The organism is Bradyrhizobium sp. 186, from assembly GCF_023101685.1.
GTDB lineage: Bacteria > Pseudomonadota > Alphaproteobacteria > Rhizobiales > Xanthobacteraceae > Bradyrhizobium.
This window is the reverse complement of sequence record NZ_CP082164.1, coordinates 7,158,413-7,181,712: the sequence shown is the minus strand read 5'-3', so window position 1 is coordinate 7,181,712 and position 23,300 is coordinate 7,158,413. Positions and strand designations below refer to the sequence as shown.

General features: G+C 64.1%; 17 protein-coding genes. 12 read left to right on the top strand and 5 right to left on the bottom strand.

Going from position 1 to position 23,300, the window contains the following annotated elements; translation table 11 throughout:
- Positions 1-87: 87 nt before the first annotated feature.
- Positions 88-1,818, bottom strand: a complete 1,731-nt coding sequence (locus IVB18_RS34740) for a methyl-accepting chemotaxis protein (protein WP_247984807.1) — start codon at positions 1,816-1,818, stop codon at positions 88-90.
- 309 nt (positions 1,819-2,127) lie between these two features.
- Between IVB18_RS34740 and IVB18_RS34735 the strand changes: the two genes are divergently transcribed.
- The 4 genes from IVB18_RS34735 to IVB18_RS34720 all read left to right on the top strand — a co-directional run bounded on the left by IVB18_RS34735 (position 2,128) and on the right by IVB18_RS34720 (position 8,627).
- Entirely contained in the window at positions 2,128-3,510 is a 1,383-nt protein-coding gene (locus IVB18_RS34735) for an ethanolamine ammonia-lyase subunit EutB (protein WP_247984806.1), read from the top strand.
- A gap of 173 nt (positions 3,511-3,683) precedes the next feature.
- On the top strand, positions 3,684-5,270 hold the full coding sequence (locus tag IVB18_RS34730; RefSeq protein ID WP_247984805.1) for a B12-binding domain-containing radical SAM protein: 1,587 nt from the start codon (positions 3,684-3,686) through the stop codon (positions 5,268-5,270).
- Complete coding sequence (eutC, locus tag IVB18_RS34725) at positions 5,267-6,052, top strand: ethanolamine ammonia-lyase subunit EutC (RefSeq protein WP_247984804.1); 786 nt, start codon at positions 5,267-5,269, stop codon at positions 6,050-6,052. The genes IVB18_RS34730 and eutC overlap by 4 nt, the downstream gene beginning before the upstream one ends.
- Positions 6,053-6,260: 208 nt before the next feature.
- Positions 6,261-8,627, top strand: a complete 2,367-nt coding sequence (locus IVB18_RS34720; RefSeq protein WP_247984803.1) for an MMPL family transporter — start codon at positions 6,261-6,263, stop codon at positions 8,625-8,627.
- Between the two features lie 100 nt (positions 8,628-8,727).
- On the opposite strand, the gene IVB18_RS34715 is transcribed toward IVB18_RS34720, so the two are convergent.
- The gene (locus IVB18_RS34715) at positions 8,728-9,225 is read right to left on the bottom strand and encodes a hypothetical protein (protein WP_247984802.1); all 498 of its coding nucleotides are present in this window, start codon (positions 9,223-9,225) and stop codon (positions 8,728-8,730) included.
- 456 nt (positions 9,226-9,681) lie between these two features.
- Here IVB18_RS34715 and IVB18_RS34710 point away from each other — a divergent pair, with 456 nt between their 5' ends.
- From IVB18_RS34710 to IVB18_RS34685, 6 genes are all read left to right on the top strand, one after another.
- The gene (locus IVB18_RS34710) at positions 9,682-9,915 is read left to right on the top strand and encodes a hypothetical protein (RefSeq protein ID WP_247496571.1); all 234 of its coding nucleotides are present in this window, start codon (positions 9,682-9,684) and stop codon (positions 9,913-9,915) included.
- A 192-nt stretch (positions 9,916-10,107) separates the two neighbouring features.
- The gene (gene hpnC / locus IVB18_RS34705) at positions 10,108-10,992 is read left to right on the top strand and encodes a squalene synthase HpnC (protein ID WP_247984801.1); all 885 of its coding nucleotides are present in this window, start codon (positions 10,108-10,110) and stop codon (positions 10,990-10,992) included.
- A complete protein-coding gene (hpnD, locus tag IVB18_RS34700) occupies positions 10,982-11,821 on the top strand; it encodes a presqualene diphosphate synthase HpnD (protein ID WP_247984800.1) in 840 nt (279 codons plus the stop codon). Before hpnC ends, hpnD begins: the two co-directional genes overlap by 11 nt.
- A complete protein-coding gene (hpnE, locus tag IVB18_RS34695; protein WP_247984799.1) occupies positions 11,821-13,077 on the top strand; it encodes a hydroxysqualene dehydroxylase HpnE in 1,257 nt (418 codons plus the stop codon). Before hpnD ends, hpnE begins: the two co-directional genes overlap by 1 nt.
- A gap of 51 nt (positions 13,078-13,128) precedes the next feature.
- Positions 13,129-15,081 carry a squalene--hopene cyclase gene (gene shc, locus IVB18_RS34690; RefSeq protein ID WP_247984798.1) on the top strand — a complete coding sequence of 651 codons (1,953 nt, stop codon included), beginning with the start codon at positions 13,129-13,131 and terminating at the stop codon, positions 15,079-15,081.
- Entirely contained in the window at positions 15,078-15,827 is a 750-nt protein-coding gene (locus IVB18_RS34685) for a phosphorylase (protein WP_247984797.1), read from the top strand. Before shc ends, IVB18_RS34685 begins: the two co-directional genes overlap by 4 nt.
- A gap of 171 nt (positions 15,828-15,998) precedes the next feature.
- Here IVB18_RS34685 and hpnH read toward each other — a convergent pair whose 3' ends face one another.
- Positions 15,999-17,159, bottom strand: coding sequence for an adenosyl-hopene transferase HpnH (gene hpnH / locus IVB18_RS34680; RefSeq protein WP_247984796.1), 1,161 nt, complete (start codon positions 17,157-17,159; stop codon positions 15,999-16,001).
- A gap of 36 nt (positions 17,160-17,195) precedes the next feature.
- The gene (gene ispH, locus IVB18_RS34675; protein WP_247984795.1) at positions 17,196-18,122 is read right to left on the bottom strand and encodes a 4-hydroxy-3-methylbut-2-enyl diphosphate reductase; all 927 of its coding nucleotides are present in this window, start codon (positions 18,120-18,122) and stop codon (positions 17,196-17,198) included.
- Between the two features lie 453 nt (positions 18,123-18,575).
- Here ispH and IVB18_RS34670 point away from each other — a divergent pair, with 453 nt between their 5' ends.
- Positions 18,576-21,164: an MMPL family transporter gene (locus tag IVB18_RS34670; RefSeq protein WP_247984794.1), complete on the top strand. Its 2,589-nt coding sequence runs from the start codon at positions 18,576-18,578 to the stop codon at positions 21,162-21,164.
- Here IVB18_RS34670 and IVB18_RS34665 read toward each other — a convergent pair.
- On the bottom strand, positions 21,132-21,764 hold the full coding sequence (locus IVB18_RS34665) for a DUF2147 domain-containing protein (RefSeq protein ID WP_247984793.1): 633 nt from the start codon (positions 21,762-21,764) through the stop codon (positions 21,132-21,134). The two genes, IVB18_RS34670 and IVB18_RS34665, sit on opposite strands and share 33 nt — an antisense overlap.
- Before the next feature lie 141 nt (positions 21,765-21,905).
- Here IVB18_RS34665 and hpnO point away from each other — a divergent pair, with 141 nt between their 5' ends.
- Positions 21,906-23,297, top strand: coding sequence for an aspartate aminotransferase family protein (hpnO, locus tag IVB18_RS34660; RefSeq protein ID WP_247984792.1), 1,392 nt, complete (start codon positions 21,906-21,908; stop codon positions 23,295-23,297).
- Positions 23,298-23,300 lie beyond the last annotated feature (3 nt).

Below are 23,300 nucleotides of genomic sequence, written 5' to 3'. Positions count from 1 at the left end.
CTGTCTCCGACTACTGTGCATGGGGTTGTTTTCGGGTTTTTTGTTGTAGCGATCCACCGCCGGCCTTCGCGGGCGGTGGACGCGCTGCTATCCCGCCCTGGCAGTGCGGCTGTCCGATCGCAAGTTCAGGAAGAACTTCTCCACCTCACGCGACAGCGTCTCCGCGGTTGCGGTCAGGCTGCTTGCCGCCGTCAGCACCGAGGATGCGGCGGTATCGGTCTCGCCGATGGCGTCGCGGAGCGAGGTGATGTTGGCGACCAGGGTCTCGTTGCCTTGCGCGGCCGATTGCGCGTTGGACGAAATCTCGCGCGTGGCGGCGTCCTGCTGGCCGATCGCGCCGGCGATCGCCGAGGTGACGTCGTTGATCTCGCGCACCGCGCCACCGATCTCGCGGACGGCGTCGACAGCGTTGCGGGTGGAGGCCTGGATCATGGAGACGTTCTCGCCGATCTCGGCGGTCGCCTTGGCGGTCTGGCCCGCCAGCGCTTTCACTTCATGCGCGACGACGGCAAAGCCGCGGCCGGCGTCACCGGCACGCGCGGCCTCGATGGTGGCGTTGAGCGCGAGCAGATTGGTCTGCTCGGCGATCGCCTGGATCAGGTTGAGCACGCCGTCGATGCGTTGGGTCGCGGCGGCAAGGCTCTCGATCTCGGCGATCGATTTCTCGGTGCGCTGGCCGGTCTGCTCGACCGCGCTTGCGCTCTGCCGCACCTGGCGGCCGATCTCCACCACCGAAGCCGACAGCTCCTCGGCGGCGCCTGCCACCGCCGTGACGTTGTGCGAGGCCTGCTCGGTGGCGTTCGCCGCCGTGCCGGCGCGGCTGCTCGCATCAGCGGTGACGCGCGTGATCGTCTGCGCGGTCTCGCGCATGACGGAGGCGTTGTCGGTGAGACCGCGCATGACGGCACCGATCGCCTCGCGAAACTCCTCGACGGATTGTTCGATATGTCGGGCGCGCTGCTCGCGCGCGGCGGAGTCCTGCGAGACCTGCGAGGCGAGGTTGCGGTTTCGCCCCATCGCCTCCTGGAAGACCTGGATGGCACGTGCCAGCGCGCCGATCTCGTCGGCGCGCTCGCTGTGCGGCACAACGACGTCCTCGGTCCCGTCGGCGACTTGCTTAATGGTGGCGGTGATGGCCGAGAGGGGACGCGCAATCGAGCGGGCGATGATGATGATGCCGATCACGACCAGCGCCAGCGCCACGCCGCCGAGGCAGGTCAGCGCCAGCGAAAGGATACGGTTGGTCTCGGTCTGCTGCGCTATCTGTTTGGCACGCTCGGCATAGACCTTGGACAGCGCCTCGAGATCCTTGTTCAACGCGGAGCGCACGGAGCGGTTGGCGTCGTTGTCGCCCCATTCGCGCCCCGCGGCCGGGTTGATCTCGTTGGCGCGGCGCACCAGCTCCCTGCGGAAGTCGACGAACTGCTCGATGCGCTTCTTGAAGGTGGAAAACTGTTCGGAATCGTCGGCCTTGACGATGCCCTCCCAGCGCTTCATGACCTCCAGGATCTGAGCGTTGAACTTGAGCAGGCCCTCGCCGTATTTCTTCACGACGGCGGGATCGGTCGACATGTAGACGCCGCGCGACTCCATCACGACCGCATAGACCAGCGAATTGACGCGTTCGACGTTCAGCGCGGCGGCGTTCGCCGTCTCGATCGCGGCGATCAGGTCGGCGCTGCGACGGCTGTTGTAGTCGGACAGCATCGCGATCGCCGCCGTGAGCAGCGCGAACAGCGCGAAGATCGCATAGAGCCTGGCCGCAAGCGTGAAGCGGCCCGCCAGGCCGGCGGCATTCCCAGATCGGTCAGTTGTCATGGTGTTCAGGGGCCCGAATGGCCTGGAGCGGCCGGTGCGCGCGGTCGTGTAAAATTGATGCAAAACTATGCAGAATGAAGATGGACGCGGCGTTAACGCGCCGGTCCGGGACGGTTGCTCCTGGCCGAGCGAAATACGAACTGTCTCAGGAGTTTGGTGTGATATTATCGGTTTCCGGCAAATCGCCCTGCACGCCATGCCCTAAACATCTGCGTGCGCTATCATCGCTAGGCGCGTATTCCCTGACGTTTGGACCGCCTCCAGATCGATTTGGAGTCGGTCATTGGCCGACGAACCCCGGAGGGGCCTTTGGTCTACCGCCACAGCATCGACGCCACGACCTACACCTTCCCCGACCTGCGCGACCTCCTCGCCAAGGCGACGCCGCCGCGTTCCGGCGATCGGCTGGCCGGGATTGCCGCCGCCAACGCCGAGCAGATGATCGCGGCGCGGATGGCGCTCGCCGACGTCCCGCTCGCGCAGTTCCTCCAGGAGGCCGTCATCCCCTATGAGGCCGACGAGGTGACCCGCCTCGTCATCGACAGCCATGACGCAAGGGCCTTCGCGCCGGTGGCATCCCTCACCGTCGGCGGCTTTCGCGACTGGTTGCTGTCGGACACCGCGACGCCCGAGGTCTTGCGCAAGCTGGCGCCCGGCATCACGCCGGAAATGGCGGCCGCGGCCTCGAAGCTGATGCGCAATCAGGACCTGATCCTGGCCGCCAGGAAATGCCAGGTGACAACCGCCTTCCGCAACACCATCGGGCTGAAAGGGCGGATGAGCACGCGGCTCCAGCCCAACCATCCCTTCGACGACGCTAAAGGCATCACCGCCTCGATCCTCGACGGCCTCCTGCTCGGCGCCGGCGATGCCTGCATCGGCATTAATCCCGCGAGCGACGATCCGGCCGTGATCGCGCAATTGCTGCGGCTGCTCGACGAGATCATTGTGCGGCTGGCGATCCCGACCCAGGGCTGCGTGCTGACCCATGTTACGACGACGCTGGCGCTGATCGGGCAGGGCGTGCCGGTCGACCTGGTCTTCCAGTCGGTCGCAGGCACCGAGGCCGCCAACCGCAGTTTCGGCATCGACATTGCGTTGCTCCGGGAAGCGCAGGAGGCCGGGCTGTCGCTCAAGCGCGGCACGGTCGGGCAGAACGTGATGTATTTCGAGACCGGGCAGGGCTCGGCGCTGTCGGCCAATGCCCATCACGGCGTCGACCAGCAGACCTGCGAGGCGCGCGCCTATGCGGTCGCCCGCGCTTTTGCGCCGCTCCTGGTCAACAGCGTGGTCGGCTTCATCGGCCCGGAATACCTCTACGACGGCAAGGAGATCATCCGGGCCGGGCTGGAGGACCATTTCTGCGGCAAGCTGCTCGGCCTGCCGCTCGGGGTCGACATCTGCTACACCAACCATGCCGAGGCGGACCAGGACGACATGGACAATCTCCTGACGCTGCTGGCTGCCGCCGGCGTCACCTTCATCATGGGGGTGCCCGGCGCCGACGATGTCATGCTGAACTACCAGTCGACCTCGTTTCACGACGCGCTCTATGCCCGCGACGTCTTTGGCCTGCGCAGGGCGCCGGAATTCGACGATTGGCTGGCGCAGTCAGGCATAGCGGGCGCCGATTTCCGCCTAGCCGGCGATGCGGGCCTGCTGCCCGATTTTGCCTCTCGGCTGATCGCGTGAGGCGGAAAAGCCCGCGAAAAACTTTCGCCCGCCGGCGTGAACCGGGGAAACCATTGGCGCGTCTCACGAATTGGTTCAGTGCCACAATATTGAGGAAATTCGGTCCCAGCGTTACGCTAGGTGTCTGGTGGCCTCGTCAGGACCGTTCATAGAATCTGGTTGGGGAAAGTTCGATGCGCGCTGAAAGCAACGGAACGATCCGGCGTATTCTCTGCGTCTTCCCGCGCTACACCTCGTCCTTCGGCACCTTCGAGTACTCCTATCCCTTGACCGATGGCGTCCGCGCCTTCATGCCGCCACAGGGCCTGTTGCTGCTTGCCGCCTATCTGCCGAAGGAATGGCAGGTCAAATTCGTCGACGAGAACCTCCGTCGCACGACCGAGGACGAGTTCGAATGGGCGGAAGCGGTCTTCGTCAGCGGCATGCACATCCAGCGCCAGCAGATGAACGACATCTGCCGCCGCGCCCATGAATTCGATCTGCCGGTTGCGCTCGGCGGGCCCTCGGTCAGCGCCTGTCCGGACTATTATCCGTCCTTCGACTATCTCCATGTCGGTGAGCTCGGCGACGCCACCAACCAGCTGATCGAGATCCTGTCGCGCGACACGTCACGTCTCGAGCAGCAGGTGGTGCTGACCACCAAAGACCGAATTCCGATGACGGAGTTTCCGATCCCGGCCTACGAGCTCGCCGACGTGAAGAAATACTTCCTCGGCAGCATCCAGTATTCCAGCGGCTGCCCCTATCAGTGCGAGTTCTGCGACATCCCCGGCCTCTATGGCCGTAACCCGCGGATCAAGTCGCCCGAGCAGATCATCGCCGAGCTCGACCGCTTGCGCGAATGCGGGATGACCGACACGGTCTATTTCGTCGACGACAATTTCATCGGCAACCGCAAGGCGGCGATGGACCTGTTGCCGCATCTGATCGAGTGGCAGAAGAAGAACAATTATGTGATGCGGCTTGCCTGCGAGGCGACGCTCAATATCGCAAAGCGCCCGGAAATCCTCGAGAAGATGCGCGAGGCGATGTTTGTCACCATCTTCTGCGGCATCGAGACCCCCGATCCCGACGCGCTGCACGCGATGCACAAGGACCACAATATGATGGTCCCGATCCTGGAGGGCGTGCGCACCATCAACGCCTACGGCATGGAAGTCGTCTCGGGCATCATCATGGGGCTCGACACCGACAAGCCGAACACTGCCGACGTGCTCATCAACTTCGTCGAGGAATCCAGGATTCCGCTGCTCACGATCAATCTGTTGCAGGCTCTGCCGAAGACGCCGCTGTGGGACCGGTTGGAGCGCGAGGGGCGGCTCGTCAACGACGAAGGCCGCGATTCCAACGTCAACTTTCTGTTGCCCTATGACGAGGTCGTGGCCTCCTGGAGGCACTGCATGGAGGTCGCCTACGAGCCCGAAAAGGTCTACGCCCGCTATCAGCATCAATGCGACTATACCTATGCCAACCGCCTCCAGGTGCCGGTGGCCCCGGAGATGAAGACCTGGGCCAACGTCAAGCGCGCCCTGATCATGCTGCGAAACATCTTCTGGAAGGTTGGTGTGCTCGGCGACTACAAGAAGGTGTTCTGGAAGTTCGCACTGGGGCGGATCAGGCGCGGCGACCTCGAAGGCCTGATCGGCTCCGCGATGATCGCGCACCATCTGATCAAGTTCGCTCGCGCGGCCTCCAGCGGCCAGCAAAACGCGTCGAACTATTCGCTGCGGCTGCGCCAGGCCGCCGTTCCCGCCGAATGACCGACAAACCCGTTCCGGTTCGTCCGACGCTGGACTTGCGGTCGTTCACGTCCGCGCGCGTCGCGCTCGGGCGCAGCGGCGCGAGCCTGCCGACAAAACCGCTGCTCGATTTCACCCTGGACCACGCCCGCGCCCGCGATGCCGTGCATGCCGCCTTCGATGTGCCGTGGCTGGTCGCCGGGCTCGGCGAACTCGGCCTTGCCGTCAGCGAGGCAAGGAGCCGGGCGACCGATCGCAGGGACTATCTACGGCGGCCGGATCTCGGGCGGCAGCTCGACGCCGGCTCAGCCGAGATCCTGGCGCAGTGCGCCACGACGCCGTGCCCGCTTGCGATCGTGGTCGGCGATGGCCTGTCGGCGGCGGCCGTGAATGCCCACGCGGTCGCGCTGCTGAAGAGCCTGCTGCCTCGGCTCGCGGCCGAGGAGGCTGTCGCGATCGGCCGTGTCGTTGTCGCCTCAGGCGCGCGGGTCGCGCTCGGCGACGAGATCGGCGCGATTCTCGGCGCGCGCATGGTTTTGACGCTGATCGGCGAGCGGCCGGGCCTGTCCGCGCCCGACAGTCTCGGCGCCTATCTGACCTTTGCGCCGAAGCCCGGCCGCAGCGATGCCGAACGCAACTGCGTGTCAAATATCCACCACGCCGGGTTGAGCTATGACGAGGCCGCCTTCAAGATCGCCTGGCTGGTGCGTGAGGGGCTGGCCAGGGAGGTTACCGGCGTGACGCTCAAGGACGAGAGTGCGGACCGCGCGCCGCGTCGAATTGGCACAGCGTCGCCCGGATGACCGGCATCCGGGGTGGAAATCGCCACATCTTGATCGATTTGGCCACGCTTCGCCTGCTTGCGAGTCGGGCTATTCACCTGCTAAACCCCTCGCGGCGATTTTCCGCGCATTTTCAAAGGGCAAGCCTCCCATTTGCATGGCGTTTTCAAGCCGTTCGCGGGGCGCAATAAGCTCACTCACCGAGTCGATTTAGGAACTGGACAAAGGCATGCTCGAAAAGCACAGCGAGAATGAGGTTCATGTTGACAAGGTCGAACAGGGGCCGGTTTCCTCCATTGCCTTCGGGCTCGAGCGCATCGGGCTGATCGCCGTCCGGGCGCCGATCGTCTCCTGCATCGTGCTGCTGGTGCTGATCGTCGGCGCAGTGTTCGGCATCTATCGGATCAAGATCGACGATTCGCTGTCGCAGCTGTTCCGTTCCAATTCCCGCGAATTCCACCAGTACGAAGAGGTGACGAAGAAGTTCCCGGCCGAGGAATTCGACGTCCTCGTCGTGATCGAGGGCAAGAACCTCCTGGCCCGAAACAACCTCGAGAAGCTGCGCGACTTCATCACCGACCTGCAACTGGTCGAGGGCACCCGCGGCCTGGTCTCGCTGTTCTCCGCGCGCCAGGCGCCGGCGCCGGGCAAGCTGCCGGCCGCGCTATTCCCGGGCGAGCTGCCCGAGGGCGAGGCCTATGACAAGTTCATCGAAACCGTCAAAGCCAACGAGATCATCCGCGGCAAGCTGTTGTCGGAGGACGGCACGCTTGCGCTGATCGTGCTCTCGCTCGAGCCCGAGGTGGTCGCCTCCAACAAGCTCACCAAGACCATCGGCGACATCCGCGCGCTGACGAAGGAGGATCTCGGCGACACCGGGCTCAACGTGCAGCTCTCCGGCGTGCCGGTGATGCAGCTCGAGATCCGCAACGCGGTCGAGCGCGACGGCCTCACCTACAATATTCTCGGCATTCTCGCCGGCTGCGTCATCGCTATCATCTTCTTCCGCAAGATCTCCTTCATGGTGGCGGCGGCATTCCCGCCGATGATCGCGATCCTGCTGGCGCTCGGCGCGCTCGGCTGGGCCAATTTCAATCTCAACATGTTCCTGAACGTGATGACGCCGCTCATCATGGTCATCAGCTTCTCGGACTCGATGCAGCTCACCTTCGCCGCGCGCGACCGGCTGATCGCAGGCCAGGACAAGTTCACCGCGTTCAAGAACGCGGTTCTGGTGGTGGGCCCGGCCTGCGTGCTGACGCACGGCACCGCCGGCATTTCCTTCATCGCGCTCCAGTTCTCCGACTCCGACCTGATCCGCAAGTTCGGCGAGGCGGGCCTTGCCGCCACCATCATCGCGCTGGTCGCAGTGCTGTCGCTGGTGCCGGTGTTCGGCGTGCTGCTGGTGCGCAACGAGAAAGTCTTTGCGACCAAGTTCCAGAGCGCGGATGCCGGCGTCCAGGCGCTGCGCAATTTCTGCTACTGGATCGCAGTGCGCATGGTGGGCCGGCCCGGCCTGTTCAGTCTGATCGCGCTGCTGTTCGTCGCCGGCCTGGGCGTGATCTACGCCAATCTGGAGCCGCGCTACCGGCTCGCCGACCAGGTGCCGGACAAGCGCCAGGCGGTCGCCGCCAGCGACCGGCTCGACGCCAAGCTCACCGGCGCCAACCCGGTCAACGTGCTGATCCAGTTCCCCAAGGGTGAATCGCTCTATTCGCCGGAGACGCTACAGACGATCGCGGACGTGCATGCGGTCGTGGAGAAGGCGGCCGGTGTCGGCAACGTCTGGTCAGTCGAAACCCTGCGCCGCTGGCTTGCGGAAAAGGCCGGCAGCGCCGACGTCGCGACGCTGAAGGAATATGTGAGCCTCATCCCCGAGCACCTGGTGCGGCGCTTCATCGATGCCGAGCAGGATGCAGTCGTGGTCGCAGGCCGTGTGCCGGACAAGGATTCCAGCCAACTGCTGCCGATCGTCGACAAGCTCGACACCGAGCTTGATGCGGTGCGCAAGAAGCATCCCGGCTACGAAGTGGCGGTGACGGGTCTCGCCGCCATCGCGGCGCGCAACTCGGCCGGCATGATCGAGAAACTGAACCGCGGGCTCACCGTCGAATTCGCGCTGGTCGCGATCTTCATCGGCTTTGCCTTCCGTTCCTGGGTGGTGATGTTCGCCTGCATCCTGCCGGGCATCTTCCCGGTGGTGATGTCGGGCACCGTGCTGTGGGCGATGGGGGAGGGGCTGCAATTCGCCAGCGTCGTGGCGCTCACCGTCTCATTCGGCCTGGGGCTGAGTGCAACCATTCACTTCCTCAATCGTCTCAGGCTCGAGAGCAAGCCGGGCGTCGGCTCGGCGCTCGCGGTGGAGCGCGCAACCGTGCTGGTCGGCCCGGCGCTGATCCTGACCACGGTGGTGCTGGCCTGCGGCCTCGTCGTCACCGTGTTCTCCGACCTGCCATCGCTGCGGCTGTTCGGCTGGCTCAGCGCCTTCTCGATGGTCATGGCGCTCGTCGCCGACCTCTTCATCCTGCGGCCGACGGCGATGTGGCTGATCAATCTGCACGCCAGGCTACAGGGTGCGGACAAGCGCGCGATCTGAATCGATCGTGACGAGCGACTACGCCTTCAGACAAGAAAAACCCCTGGCTCGCGAGAGCCAGGGGTTTGATTTGATCTGAGGCGTTGGAGCGCGAAGCGCGTCAGGTCTTGGTCATCGTGATGTTGACGCCGCGGATCTCGCCCTTGGAGCTGATCTGCACCGTCTGCTTGGTGCCGTTGGTGCGCAGCGTCAGGTTGGCGGCAAAGCCGTTGGCCTCGACGAACACCTCGATCTGGCCGCCGCCGGCGGTGCCCTGCAAATTACCAAAGATGTTGCGGCTGGCCTCGCTCCAGTTGCCGGAGATGCGGTCGCCCTGGCTCGTCACGTCGCTGGTGAGGTCGAACTTGTAGCTGTCGCTGGCGCAGTGCAGGGCCTGCTTGAGGTTGAGACCGGTGCCGGCCACCTTGTAGTCCGCCTTGCAGCGGATGTGCTCGGTGGAGCCGTCCGACAGCGACACGGTGCCGGTGCCCGACCATGCGCCGTCGAAACCGGCAAACGGTCCGGACGACTGAGCGTGGCTCGCCGAAACCGAGAAGAGCAGCGCAGCCGCAATGCCGGCCGCCTTGATCGCCTGTCCAGATCGCCCAAAAAATTTCATCTTCAGTATCCCGTTTTGGAACGACGTCCACTCGAGATAGGACGTCTCGCCACATCGAAGGTTTAGTGTTCCGAGCCTGTGTCAGGTTCAAAGCCCAACCGGCGCATATGTCGGCATCGCGAAGCGCGTTCGCCATGGCTTGTTCCGAGATTCCCCATGTTTCGCAGTGTTTCTGGCGGGAAAGACGGCAAGGACAGATGCAGGTCTGCAACAGGTACCCGGCAAAACGCGAGGTGCCAGAATTATGACATAGTATCAACCTCTTACATCTGCCAATGAAGACCGAGGGAAGACCTGATTTGGTGGATGCGGCGCCAATTTGGCCGCATTTGCCAGCGCTTGTGCCTTCTCCGATGCCGTGCTTTCCGCGGCAACTCGCCACCAGAACAATCCGTTCCCGTCCGCCCTGGGCTGTCCGGGATCGGTGCGATTCTGCCGTCAGAATGAAGGAATACAATGCGTAAGCTTCTCGTCGCTCTCACCCTGCTGTCGGCATCCCTTTCCACCGCCGCGTTTGCCCAGCAAGGGCGTGGCACGGACTCCGAGCAGAAGGCCTGCACGCGTGATGTGCAGAAGTTCTGCCGTCCGGTCATCGACCAGGGCGATTTCACCATCCTGGCCTGCCTCAAGGAGAACCGGGCCAAGATCTCGCAGGCCTGCGACCAGGTCCTGAAGAACCACAACCAGTAAGCTCGGTCGCTGGCCCACAATAGGCGGACCCCGGGCCGCCTTTTCGGGCTCGATCCGCAGGGCAGCCATCGAGAGACAGGATTGGTTTTGCGGTCGTATTCCCCTATATGGGGGCCGCGGCGGCATCTCTGGCGCGAGCCTGCGCGAGCGAAAAAAGCCCTTCCTGTCCAAACGATTGTTGACCAGCCCTCGATGACCTCAGCGAGCGAATTGCGATCCGGCAAGGGTGACCGCGACGAGAATTTTCCCGTCGCGTCCTGGATCATTCATCCACGTCATCGCGCGCTGATCCTGGCGTATTACAATTTCGTCCGCACCGCCGACGACATCGCCGACCATGCGACGCTGCCGGCCGACGAGAAGCTTGCCTATCTCGACTTGCTCGAAAGCGAACTGCTCGGCAAGGGCGACACCCAGGCCGAAGCCGTGAGCCTGAGGCGCGCGCTGGCCGAACGCGGCATGGCGCCGCGCCATGCGCTGGATGTGCTGATTGCGTTCCGCATGGACGTGACCAAGCTGCGCTACGAGACCTGGGACGAGGTCATCCACTATTGCCGCTATTCGGCGATGCCGGTCGGCCGCTTCATGCTCGACGTCCATGGCGAGAGCACCTCGACCTGGGCCGCGTCGGACGCGCTTTGCGCGGCCCTTCAGATCAACAACCACCTCCAGGATTGCGGCAAGGATTTCCGCGAGCTCAATCGCGTTTATCTGCCGCGCGATGCGCTGGCGGCAAGCGGCGCTTCGGTCGAGCAGCTCGGGCTGACGCAGTCGCCGCCGGCGATGCTGGCCTGCCTGCAGGCGCTTGCCGTGCGCAACGAAGCGCTTCTCAACGAGAGCAAGTCGCTGAGTGCCGAGGTGAGGGATCTCCGTCTCGGCGTCGAAATCTCCGTCATCCAGGCCTATGCCGACCGCATCGTGCGCCTGTTGAAGGTGCGCGATCCCCTGCGCGAGCGGGTGCATCTGAACAAGCTCGAGCTCCTCACCTTCAGCCTCGCCGGCATGATCGGCGAAGTCGGCCGTCGCGCGATCGGGCGCAAGGCCATTAGCAAACCGGGGACTGCTCATGACGCTTGAGGCGACGTCGCCCGGCGCCAGTTATGGCTCGACCGCATCCGGCAGCTCCTTCTATGCCGCGATGCGCATCCTGCCGCGCGACCAGCGCGAGGCGATGTTCCAGATCTACAGCTTCTGCCGCCAGGTCGACGACATCGCCGATTCCGATGGACCGCGCGACGAACGGCTGGCCGCGCTCCAGGTGTGGCGCGACGACATCGACGCGCTCTATGAGGGCCATCCGCCGGACCGCCTGAAGGACTACGTCGCTTCGGTGAAGACGTTCGGGCTGAAACGCGAGGATTTCCTCGCCATCGTCGACGGCATGGAGATGGACGTGCCGCAGGACATCCGCGCGCCGGACATGGCGACGCTCGATCTCTATTGCGATCGGGTGGCGAGCGCCGTGGGGCGGTTGTCTGTGCGGGTGTTCGGCCTGCCGGAAGAGGACGGCATCCTGCTTGCCCATCATCTCGGCCGCGCGCTCCAGCTCACCAACATCCTGCGCGACATCGACGAGGACGCAACGCTCGGGCGGCTCTATCTGCCGCGCGAAGCCCTGCTGCACGCCGGCATCACCTCCAACGATCCAGGCCGCGTGATCGTCGAGCGCGCGCTGTCAAAGGTCTGTCTGCCGCTGGCGCAACGCGCGAAGGCGTATTTCGAGGAGTCCGACGAGATCATGAACCGCAACCGGCGCCGCGCGGTGCGCGCGCCGCGGATCATGTCGAAATATTATCATGCCATTCTGGACCTCCTGATCGCGCGCGGTTTCAATGCGCCGCGCGAGCCGGTGCGTGTGTCGAAAGTCACACGCTTCGCGATCCTGCTCCGTTACGCTTTTCTCTGATGCAAAACACAGCACACATCATCGGCGCCGGCATTTCCGGCCTCTCCGCCGCCGTGCGGCTCGCCAATGCCGGCTTCAAGATCGCCGTGCACGAGGCGACGAACCAGGCCGGCGGCCGCTGCCGCTCCTATTTCGACAGCGCCACCAAACTCACCATCGACAACGGCAATCATTTGCTGCTGTCAGGCAACAGTCATGCGCGCGCCTATGCGCGCTCGATCGGCACCGAGGCGGGCCTCGTCGGCCCGGAGCGCGCGCAGTTTCCCTTTGTCGATCTCACGACGGGGCAGCGCTGGCAGATCGATCTCGGCGATGGCCGGCTGCCGACCTGGGTGCTCGACGAGAGCCGCCGCGTTCCCGACACCGGCCTGATGGACTATCTCAAGCTGGCGCCGCTGATCTGGGCGTCTGAGGAGACGCTGGTCGGCAAGTCCATTCCCTGCGAGGGCGTCCTCTATCAGCGCCTGGTACAGCCGCTGCTGCTCGCAGCGCTCAACGTCGATCCGCCCGAAGGCTCAGCCGGGCTTGCCGGCGCGATCGTGCGCGAGACGCTGCTCGCCGGCGGACAAGCCTGCCGCCCACTGATCGCGCGCGACGGCCTGAGTGCCGTACTGATCGAGCCGGCCGTGAAATTTTTGCAGGAGCGTGGCCACTCCGTTCAGCTCGGTCATGAGCTGCGTTCCTTCGCGGCCAACGACGGCAAGGTCGGCACGCTGAATTTCGGCGGCGAGGATGTGATCCAGCTCAGTGAGGGCGATGTCATCGTGATGGCGGTGCCGCCGCGTGCCGCGTCGAGCCTGCTGCCGGGTCTGAAGACGCCGACCGAATTCCGTGCCATCGTCAACGCACATTTCCGCGTTGAACCGCCGCCGGGTTCGGCTCCAATCCTCGGCGTGATCGGCGGGATCGTGGAATGGCTGTTCGCGTTCCCCAACCGGCTTTCCGTGACCATCAGCAATGGCGACCGCTTGGTCGACATGCCGCGCGAGGAACTTGCGCAGGCGATCTGGAACGACATCTGCAAGGCGGGCGGCGTTTCCGGCGAACTGCCACCCTGGCAGATCGTGCGCGAGCGACGCGCCACCTTTGCCGCGACGCCGGCGCAGAATGCCCTGCGTCCGGGGCCGGGCACCGCGCTGAAAAACCTGTTCCTTGCCGGCGATTGGACTGCTACGGGATTGCCTGCAACCATCGAGGGATCGGTCCGATCCGGTGATCGCGCCGCCGATCTGGTTCTGGCCGCGCAGCGGGCCTGACGGGCATTTGTCCCAATCAATTCAAGGCAACTATCGGAGCAATCGAGCGAGATGGATTCCGTGAACGCGACCAGCCGCGAAGTCCTGGAATCGAGCATTGCGTCGGCTACGCAAGGCGTTCTGGGCTTCCAGCAATCCGACGGTCATTGGGTGTTCGAGCTCGAGGCCGACTGCACGATTCCGGCCGAATACATTCTGCTGCGCCATCACCTCGCCGAGCCGGTCGACGCCGTGCTCGAAGCCAAGATCGCCAATTATCTTCGCCGCGTGCAGGGCGCGCATGGCGGCTGGCCGCTGGTGCATGACGGCGCGTTCGACATGAGCGCCAGCGTGAAGGCCTATTTCGCGCTGAAGATGATCGGCGACTCCGTCGACGCGCCGCACATGGCGCGCGCGCGCGCGGCAATCCATGCCCGCGGCGGCGCAGTCAACAGCAACGTCTTCACGCGCTTCATGCTGGCAATGTTCGGCGTCGTGACCTGGCGCGCGGTGCCGGTGCTGCCGATCGAGATCGTGCTGCTGCCGTTCTGGTCGCCGTTCCATCTCAACAAGATCTCCTATTGGGCGCGTACCACCATGGTGCCCCTGATGGTGCTTGCCGCGCTGAAGCCGCGCGCGAAGAATCCGAAAGACGTCGGCATCGACGAGTTGTTCCTCCAGGACCCGCGCTCGATCGGCATGACCGCGAAGGCGCCGCACCAGAGCATGGCCTGGTTCGTGCTGTTCCGCGCGCTCGACGGCATTTTGCGCGTGGTCGAGCCGATGTTTCCGACCCGTTTGCGCAAGCGTGCGATCGACGCCGCGCTCGCCTTCATCGAGGAGCGGCTCAACGGCGAGGACGGCATGGGCGCGATCTATCCGCCGATGGCCAACATCGTCATGATGTACGATGCGCTCGGCAAGGATGAGAATTATCCGCCGCGGGCGACCACCCGCCGGGGCATCGAGAAGCTGCTGGTGATCCGCGAGGAGGAGGCTTATTGCCAGCCATGCGTCTCGCCGGTCTGGGATACGACGCTGGTAGCTCACGCATTGCTCGAGGCCGGCGACGCGGAAGCCGTCCCGGCCGCCAAGCGCGGCCTCGACTGGCTGATCCCGAAGCAGGAGCTCGACGTGAAGGGTGACTGGGCCGCGAAACGGCCCGACGTGCGCCCGGGCGGCTGGGCCTTCCAGTACAACAATGCCCATTATCCCGATCTCGACGACACCGCGGTGGTGGTGATGTCGATGGACCGCATGCGCCGGGAGCACGGCGCGACCGGCTATGACGCGGCGATTGACCGCGGCCGGGAATGGATCGAGGGCATGCAGAGCGACGACGGCGGCTGGGCTGCCTTCGACGTGAACAATCTCGAATATTACCTGAACAACATCCCGTTCTCCGACCACGGCGCGCTGCTCGACCCGCCGACCGAGGACGTCACCGCGCGCTGTATCTCGATGCTGGCCCAGCTCGGGGCGACCGAGAAGACCAGCAAGCACATGGTCGACGGGATCGCCTATCTCAGGCGGACCCAGCACCCGGAGGGCTCCTGGTACGGTCGCTGGGGCATGAACTTCATCTACGGCACCTGGTCGGTGCTGTGCGCCCTCAACATGGCGGGCGTCGGCCATAACGACCCGATGATGCGCAAGGCGGCCGACTGGCTGGCCTCGATCCAGAACACGGACGGCGGCTGGGGCGAGGACGCTGTCAGCTACCGTCTGGATTACAAGGGATGGGAGGCCGCCCCCTCGACCGCCTCGCAAACGGCATGGGCCTTGCTTGCCTTGATGGCAGCGGGCGAGGTTGATCACCCGGCCATCGCCCGCGGGGTGGAGTACCTGATTGCAACACAGAACGAAAAAGGACTGTGGGACGAGCAGCGCTACACCGCGACGGGCTTCCCCCGTGTATTCTATCTACGGTATCACGGTTACTCAAAGTTCTTTCCGCTGTGGGCGCTGGCGCGGTATTGGAACTTGCGGGACACCAATAGCAGGGTGGTAGGGGTCGGAATGTGACTTTGGGGATGGGGGACTATGTTTCCGTGGGTAATGTCATAGACCCGCGGCCAATACTCATTGTGACTGGTTTGGTTCAGGAGGCCCGCATCGCGGCCGGGCCCGGAATGGCGGTTATCTGCTCGTCCAGCAGCCCGACCCAGTTGCGGGCGCTTCTGACGGTGGTGGATCCCGAAACGATTCGCGGCGTCATCTCCTTCGGCGTAGCCGGCGGTCTCGACCCGACGCTGCGCTCCGGCGATGTCGTGGTGGCGACCGAAGTGCTCGCGGGAGATGCCCGCTGGGGCGCGGGCCTGTCGCTCAGCGACGACCTCATCGACAAGCTGACCTCCGGCCGCCGCCGTGTCGTGCGCGGCAGCCTCGCCGGCGCCGAAGAGGTGGTTACGGGGAGCTCCTGCAAGGCGACGCTGCATTCCGAGACCGGAGCTGTGGCGGTCGACATGGAGAGCCACATCGCGGCCGCCTACGCCGCCGAGGCCGGGCTGCCCTTTGCCGCGGTCCGGGTTATCAGCGATCCCGCTCACCGCGCGCTGCCGGCGCTCGCACGTGCCGCCATCAAGCCGAACGGCCAGATCGATCTGGCGGCCGTCCTGCGCGGCATCGTGCGCAATCCGGCAACGCTGCATGCATTGGTCTCGACCGGCATCGACTTCAACCGCGCACTGCGCTCGCTGCGCGGCTGCCGCGACTTCCTGATCGGCACCGAACTCGCCGACACCGAGGCTTTGGTCCCCGAGACGGTCTGAGCGCTTTCCTCTATCCGATAAAAGAAAAGGCCCGGTCGCCATTAGCGACTGGGCCTTTTGTTTTGATGTCCGTAGCCCGGATGGAGCGAAGCGCAATCCGGGGTCCTGCAACGCGGCAAAACTGTCCCGGATTTCGCTTCGCTCCATCCGGGCTACAGGTCTGCGTCGCGCTTACGCAGCAGTCGAAGCCTTCCGCGCAGCCTTCTCCTGCGCGGCGGCGGCTTCGTCGCGGCGGATATCGGAGAGCTTCTTCTGGACCTGCTCGGAGAAGATGTACTGCGCCGGGCGCTGCTTGGACATGTCGATCTCCGGGGCCATCGGACCCGTGGTCCTGATGCCGCGCAGCGACACCCACATCGCCTTCAGCGGGTGGTTGATGGCTGCGGTCGCGGCCGTCGGCTCGTAGCCGCAATGCGCCATGCAGTCGGCGCACTTTTCGTACTTGCCGGTGCCGTAGGTCTCCCAGTCGGTGGTGTCCATCAGCTCCTTGAAGGTCTTCGCATAGCCTTCGCCGAGCAGATAGCAGGGCTTCTGCCAGCCGAAGATGTTGCGCGCGGGCATGCCCCACGGCGTGCACTCGTATTCCTGGTTGCCGGCGAGGAAGTCCAGGAATAGGCCCGAATGCATGAAATTCCACTTCTTGCCCTTGCCCATCGCAAAGACGTCGCGGAACAGCTTCTTGGTCTTGGTGCGGTTGAGGAAGTGCGCCTGGTCCGGCGCACGCTCATAGGCGTAGCCCGGCGACATCGACACGCCGACGCCGAGCTCGGTGGTGAGGTCGAGGAATTTTGCGATCTCCTCGGCCGGATGACCGTCGAAGATGGTGGCGTTGACGTTGACGGTGAAGCCGCGCGCCTTGGCCGCCTTGATCGCGGATACGGCGCGGTCGAACACGCCCTTCTGCGACACCGCCTTGTCGTGATGCTCCTTCAAGCCGTCGAGATGCACCGAGAAGAACAGGTAGGGCGAGGGCTCGAACAAATCGAGCTTCTTCTCGAGCAGTAGCGCGTTGGTGCAGAGCGAGACGAACTTCTTGCGCTCCACGAGACCGCGCACGATCTCGCCGATCTCCTTGTGGATCAGCGGCTCGCCGCCGGGAATGGCGACCATCGGCGCGCCGCACTCGTCGGCTGCGTCCCAGCACTCCTGCGCCGTCATGCGGCGGTTGAGGATCGCGTCCGGATAATCGATCTTGCCGCAGCCGACGCAGGCGAGGTTGCAGCGAAACAGCGGCTCCAGCATCAACACGAGCGGATAGCGTTTGCGGCCAAGCATTTTCTGCTTGAGCAAATAGCCGCCGATACGCATTTCTTTGAAGAAGGGTATAGCCATTACAAGTTTCTTTCCTGGGCTTGGAATTCGGGTAGGTCAGCTCGCAGCCAGTTCGGCCGGAAGCCGGAATTCGATGTTTTCCTCGCGGCCCGGGAGCACCGAGACCGTAACAGGTCCGATCCGCCGCAGAGCTTCGATCACGTCATCCACCAACACTTCGGGCGCCGAGGCGCCGGCCGTGAGGCCGACGGTCCTGGCACCTTTCAACCACTCCGGATCGAGCTTGCTGCCATCGGCGATCAGATAACTCGCGACCCCGGCCTCAGTGCCGATTTCGCGGAGCCTGTTCGAGTTCGAGCTATTGGCGGCGCCCACCACCAAGATCACGTCGACCAGCTTGCTTAGGTCCCTTACTGCAGATTGGCGGTTCTGTGTCGCATAGCAGATATCCCGGATGTCTGGGCCTTGAATATCTGTAAATCTGGCCTGAATCGCCCCGATGATGTCCCTGGTGTCGTCGACCGACAGCGTGGTCTGGGTGATGTAGGCCACTGGCGTATCTGCAGGCAGCGACAGCGCGTTAACCTCTTCGACGCTCTGGACCAGCAGCACGGGCGCCGGAACCTGGCCCATCGTGCCTTCGACCTCGGGATGGCCGGCATGGCCGATCAGGATCAGCGTGCGGCCCTTGGTGATGTAGCGCTTCCCCTGATTGTGAACTTTCGTGACCAGGGGGCAGGTGGCATTCAGCACGGGAAGGTCGCGGGCGGCGGCCTCCTCCTCGACGCTGCGGGCGACGCCATGGGCACTGAAAACGGTTACTGCCTTCGGCGGAACTTCGGACAGCTCCTCGACGAAGATTGCGCCTTTGTTCTTCAGGCTCTCGACGACGTATTTGTTGTGCACGATCTCATGGCGCACGTAGACCGGCGGGCCGTACTTCTGCAGGGCCCGTTCCACGATTTCGATCGCTCGCACCACGCCCGCGCAAAAGCCGCGCGGTTGCGCCAGATAAACTTCCATTGGACGCCCATTACGTAAGTTGCACCAATCCGCTCAATCGTCCCAGCGGCACCCCGATACTGACCAATGAGTTGCAATATCCGCACCATTGGTTTCGCGCCACCCACCCAGTTGGGGGTTCCGCGTATGGAAAGCACAGCACTTTGTGTCAAAAAATCGGCAGCAAGGAAAGGCGGAATGCTCGCGGAGTCCCACTATTGGGAAGTCGGGCGGTATTATAGTAACCCAGCTGAGCGAGCCAAGGGGGCGGCGTTTGTGCTTACCGCTTCGCCACTTTACCGCCTCAACTCCCCGGCTATACCGGCCATCCCGCATGATTTTGCCGCGCTCTCCCGCCGTTTACTTCGAACTTTGTTCCGGCGAGTGCCACTCAAAACAGCAATAGGTTTCGCCTGGGAACTCCGATAAACAGCGGGCGTTTCCGGCAAGCTGTTAAACGCAGAAAGAAAAGAAGTGCTGCAAAGCGTAGTCGTTGCCATCGTCAGGGCCTGCACCCGGTTTGCCCCCCTCGTCGTCGTTCTCGGGCTCCTGCTGGCAGTGGGAGCGGGCTATTACACGTCTCAGCACTTCGCCATCAACACCGACATCAATTCGCTGATTGCCCAGAATCTGGACTGGCGCCAGCGCGACCAGCAATTCGATCGCGCCTTCGACCGCGATGCGACGATCACGGCTGTCGTCGAGGCGAGAACGCCGGAGATGGCGACCGCGGCGGCGGATGCGCTCTTTGCAAAGCTGAAGGACGACAAGACCAGCTTCCAGTCGGTGCAGCAGCTCGGCTCCGGCGAGTTCTTCGAGAAGAACGGCCTGTTGTTCCTGCCGACCGAGGAGGTCAGCAAGACGACCGGCCAGTTCGAATCCGCGGCACCTCTGATCGAAATCATGGCGGGCGATCCCTCGATCCGCGGCCTGACTGGCGCGCTGGAGACGGGACTTGCCGGCGTCAAGCGCGGCCAGGTCAAGCTCGACAACACCGAGCGGCCCTTCAATCTGATCGCGCAGACGGTCGAGACCGTGCTCAACAAGGGCAATGCCAGCTTCTCCTGGCGTGAGCTCGTCAGCGACGAGCCGCTGTCGGATTCGGACAAGCGCGCCTTCATCGAGTTCAAGCCGATCCTCGACTACAACGCGCTGGAGCCTGGCAAGGGCGCCACCGACGCGATCCGCAAGGCCGCGGCCGAGCTGGATTTCCCGACCAAATACCAGGCGCGTGTGCGGCTGACCGGTCCGGTGCCGATCGCCAATGAAGAATACGCCACCGTCCAGGAGGGAGCCGTCGTCAACGGTATCGGCACCGTCCTCGTCGTGCTGCTCATCCTGTGGCTGGCGCTGCATTCGGCGAAGATCATCTTCGCGGTGTTCATCAATCTCTTTGTCGGCCTTGCGCTGACAACCGCCGCCGGCCTGATGATGGTCGGTTCGCTCAATTTGCTGTCGATCGCCTTCGCCGTGCTATTTGTCGGTCTCGGCGTGGATTTCGGCATCCAGTACAGCGTCCGCTATCGCTCGGAGCGCTACAAGCACAACGATCTCTCCAGCGCGCTGGTGCTGGCCGCGAAACGCTCGGCAGTGCCGCTGTCGCTCGCGGCGATGGCGACCGCGGCCGGCTTCCTCTGCTTCATGCCGACCGACTACAAGGGCATCTCGGAGCTCGGCCAGATCGCCGGCGTCGGCATGCTGGTGGCGTTCCTCTCCTCGATCACCATACTGCCGGCGCTGTTGAAGCTGTTGAATCCGCCCGGCGAGAAGGAGCCGGTCGGCTACGCCTTCCTGGCGCCGCTCGATCACTTCCTGGAGAAGCACCGCGTGCTGGTCGTGGGTGGCACGCTGCTGCTGGCGGTCGCCGGCCTGCCGTTGCTCTACTTCATGAAGTTCGACTTCAACCCGATGAACCTGCGCAACCCGAAGGCCGAATCGATCGCGACCTTCCTCGATTTGCGCAAGGATCCGAACACCGGCGCCAATGCCATCAACGTGATGACGACGTCCGAGGAGCAGGCGAGGCAGGTCGAGGCAAAGCTGGAGAAGGTGCCGGAAGTGCTGCGGGTGATGTCGCTCGACAGCTTCGTACCTGAAGACCAGCAGCCGAAGCTGAAGCTGATCGCGCAGGGCGCCAAAGTGCTGAACCCCGCGCTCAACCCGGATCAGATCGACGCGGCGCCGTCGGACAAGGAGAACGTCGACTCGCTGAAATCTTCGGTCGACAATCTGCGCCGGACCGCGGGCGATGCGAAGGGCCCGGGCGCGGTCGCCTCGCGCCGGCTGGCGGACGCGCTCGATAAGCTCGCCAATGGCGACGAGGCCACGCGCAACAAGGCGCAGGACGTGTTCATCACGCCGATGAAGATCGTGTTCGACCAGCTCAGGAACGCAATGCAGGCCGAGCCGGTCACGCTGAAGTCATTGCCGCCGGATCTCGTCAGCGCCTGGAAGAGCAAGGACGGGATCATCCGCGTCGAGGCGCTGCCGAAGGGCGATCCCAACGACAACGACACGCTGCGCAAATTTGCGGCAGCGGTGCTCGTCGCCGAGCCGACCGCGATCGGCGGGCCGGTCTCGATCCTGAAATCCGGCGACACCGTCGTGAAGGCGTTTATCCACGCCGGCATCTACGCGCTGCTGGTGATCGGCCTGTTGCTGTGGATCACGCTGCGTCGCTTCGTCGACGTGCTCATGACGCTGGTGCCGCTTCTGGTTGCCGGCGCGGTGACGCTCGAGATCTGCGTGTTGATCGGCTTGCCCCTCAACTTCGCAAACATCGTCGCGTTTCCTCTGCTGCTCGGCGTCGGCGTCGCCTTCAAGATCTACTATGTCGTGGCCTGGCGCTCGGGGAGGACAAACCTGCTCCAGACCAGCTTGACGCGCGCGATTTTCTTCAGCGCTCTGACGACGGCGACCGCGTTCGGCAGCCTGTGGCTGTCGAGCCATCCCGGCACCTCCAGCATGGGCAAGCTGCTGGCGCTCTCGCTGGTGACGACGCTCGCCGCCGTGCTGCTGTTCCAGCCGGCCCTAATGGGCAAACCCCGCAATCTCAGGGAGTAGGCAGATGTCGCCGACGGGGTCGGCGGCGCCTTTCTGACCAGGCTTTGCTGCGGCGGCGCTTTTCGGGGCTGCGGGTGGCGTCGCAGCTGCTGCGGCGCCCGCCGGTGCTGCGGCTTTCGGCGCCGTGCCGGTGGTCTTCGGCGCGCCCTTGGCTGCGGTGTTGGCAGGACTCAAAGGGATCGGCGGGCCGACCCGGGTCCAGGTCTCACCGCCGCAGAGAAAGCCGAGGACGCAGCCCTTGATCTCGAGCTGATCGGAGCCCACGGGCGTGATGGTCGAAGAATAGAGCTGGCCGTCCTTGGCGTTGTAGACTTGGCCTTCCCATTGATCGGCGCCGGCCGTCTTCTTCATGTCGATCAGGATCGCCATGCCCAGCGTCGGCCTGTTCTTTTTTGACGCATCCGGATTGTATTCGTCCCGCCCGCCCGGGGTTTTCTCCCAGGCCACCGCGCCCCACATGCTGCCATTGCATTGGGCGACGCGGATGTTGGCAACGCTGTCGGCGACCCGCCAGTCGCCGGTGGGATCGGCCGCGAGGGCCGGGGTCAGACAGGTGAAACCGCCAGCCAGTAATATTCCGGTGTAAAGGGTCAAACGCATGATAGTTCCTCGGCAGTGCAACATGGTCTAAAGCTGTGCTTGCGAAGATGGTCCGAAAAAGGGCAAAAGGCCGCACAGAGCGTTTTCAGTTACTGACCGTTTTCAGTTGACGAAACGGCCCTCAACCGAAGTATGTAGCGGATGCACAGTCCAAATCCAGACATGTCTAAGCTGTTCGCGGACCGCCAGGCCCAGCGCAGCGCCCTGCATAATCGGTATCTGAACGAGCAGTTCGTTCGGGTTCTGAAGACGATCGGCTACGATGTCGGCTTCCAAAAGGGGCAGGGGCAATACCTCTTCGATCGCGACGGTGCGCGCTACCTCGACCTCTTGTCCGGCTTTGGCGTGTTCGCGATCGGGCGCAATCACCCGGTGATGCGCGACGCGCTCAAGAGCGTGCTCGATGCCGACCTGCCCAATCTCGTCCAGTTCGACGTCTCGGTGCTCGCCGGCGTGCTCGCCGAGCGGCTTTTGAAATACGTCCCCTATCTCGATAAGGCATTCTTCGCCAATTCCGGCGCCGAATGCGTCGAGGCGGCGATCAAGTTCGCCCGCGGCGCCACCGGGCGACCCGGGATCGTCTATTGTGCCCATGCCTATCATGGCCTGACCTATGGCGCGCTGTCGCTGACCGGCGATTCGAACTTCCGCGGCGGTTTCGAGCCGCTGCTGCCGGGCTGCACCTCGATTCCGTTCAACGATCTCGCCGCGCTCGAAAAGGCGCTGGCCTCGCGCGAGGTCGCGGCCTTCATCGTCGAGCCGATCCAGGGCAAGGGCGTCAACATGCCCACCGACGAGTTCCTGCCGGGCGCCGCCGCGCTGTGCAAGAAATACGGCACGCTGTTCGTTGCCGACGAGATCCAGACCGGCATGGGCCGCACCGGCCGGTTCCTGGCGGTCGAGCACTGGAACGTCGAGCCCGACATGGTGCTGCTGTCGAAATCGCTGTCCGGCGGCCACGTGCCGGTTGGCGCGGTGCTGACGCGCAAGAGCATCTTCGACAAGATTTTCAACCAGATGGATCGTGCGGTGGTGCACGGCTCGACCTTCTCCAAGAACGATCTCGCAATGGCCGCGGGCATTGCTACGCTCGATGTCATGGAGTCCGAGAAGCTGATCGAGTCCGCCGCCAAGCGGGGCGCCGAGCTTCGCCTGGCGCTGACGCGCATGGTGCCTGGCTACGAGCTGCTGAAGGAAGTGCGCGGCAAGGGCCTGATGATCGGCATCGAGTTCGGTCCGCCGAAATCGCTGCGGCTGAGGGCCTCCTGGAACGTGCTGGAGGCCGCCAACAAGGGCCTGTTCTGCCAGCTCATCACCGTGCCGCTGTTCAAGGATCACAAGATCCTGACCCAGGTCGCCGGCCACGGCAGCCACACCATCAAGCTGCTGCCGCCGCTCACCATCACCGAAGAAGACTGCAACTGGATCGAGCGCGCGTTCGACGACGTCATCGCCGGCAGCCACAAGGTCCCCGGCGCGATCTGGTCGCTCGGCAAGACGCTGGTGGACAATGCGGTGAGAAGATCGGCGTAGGCT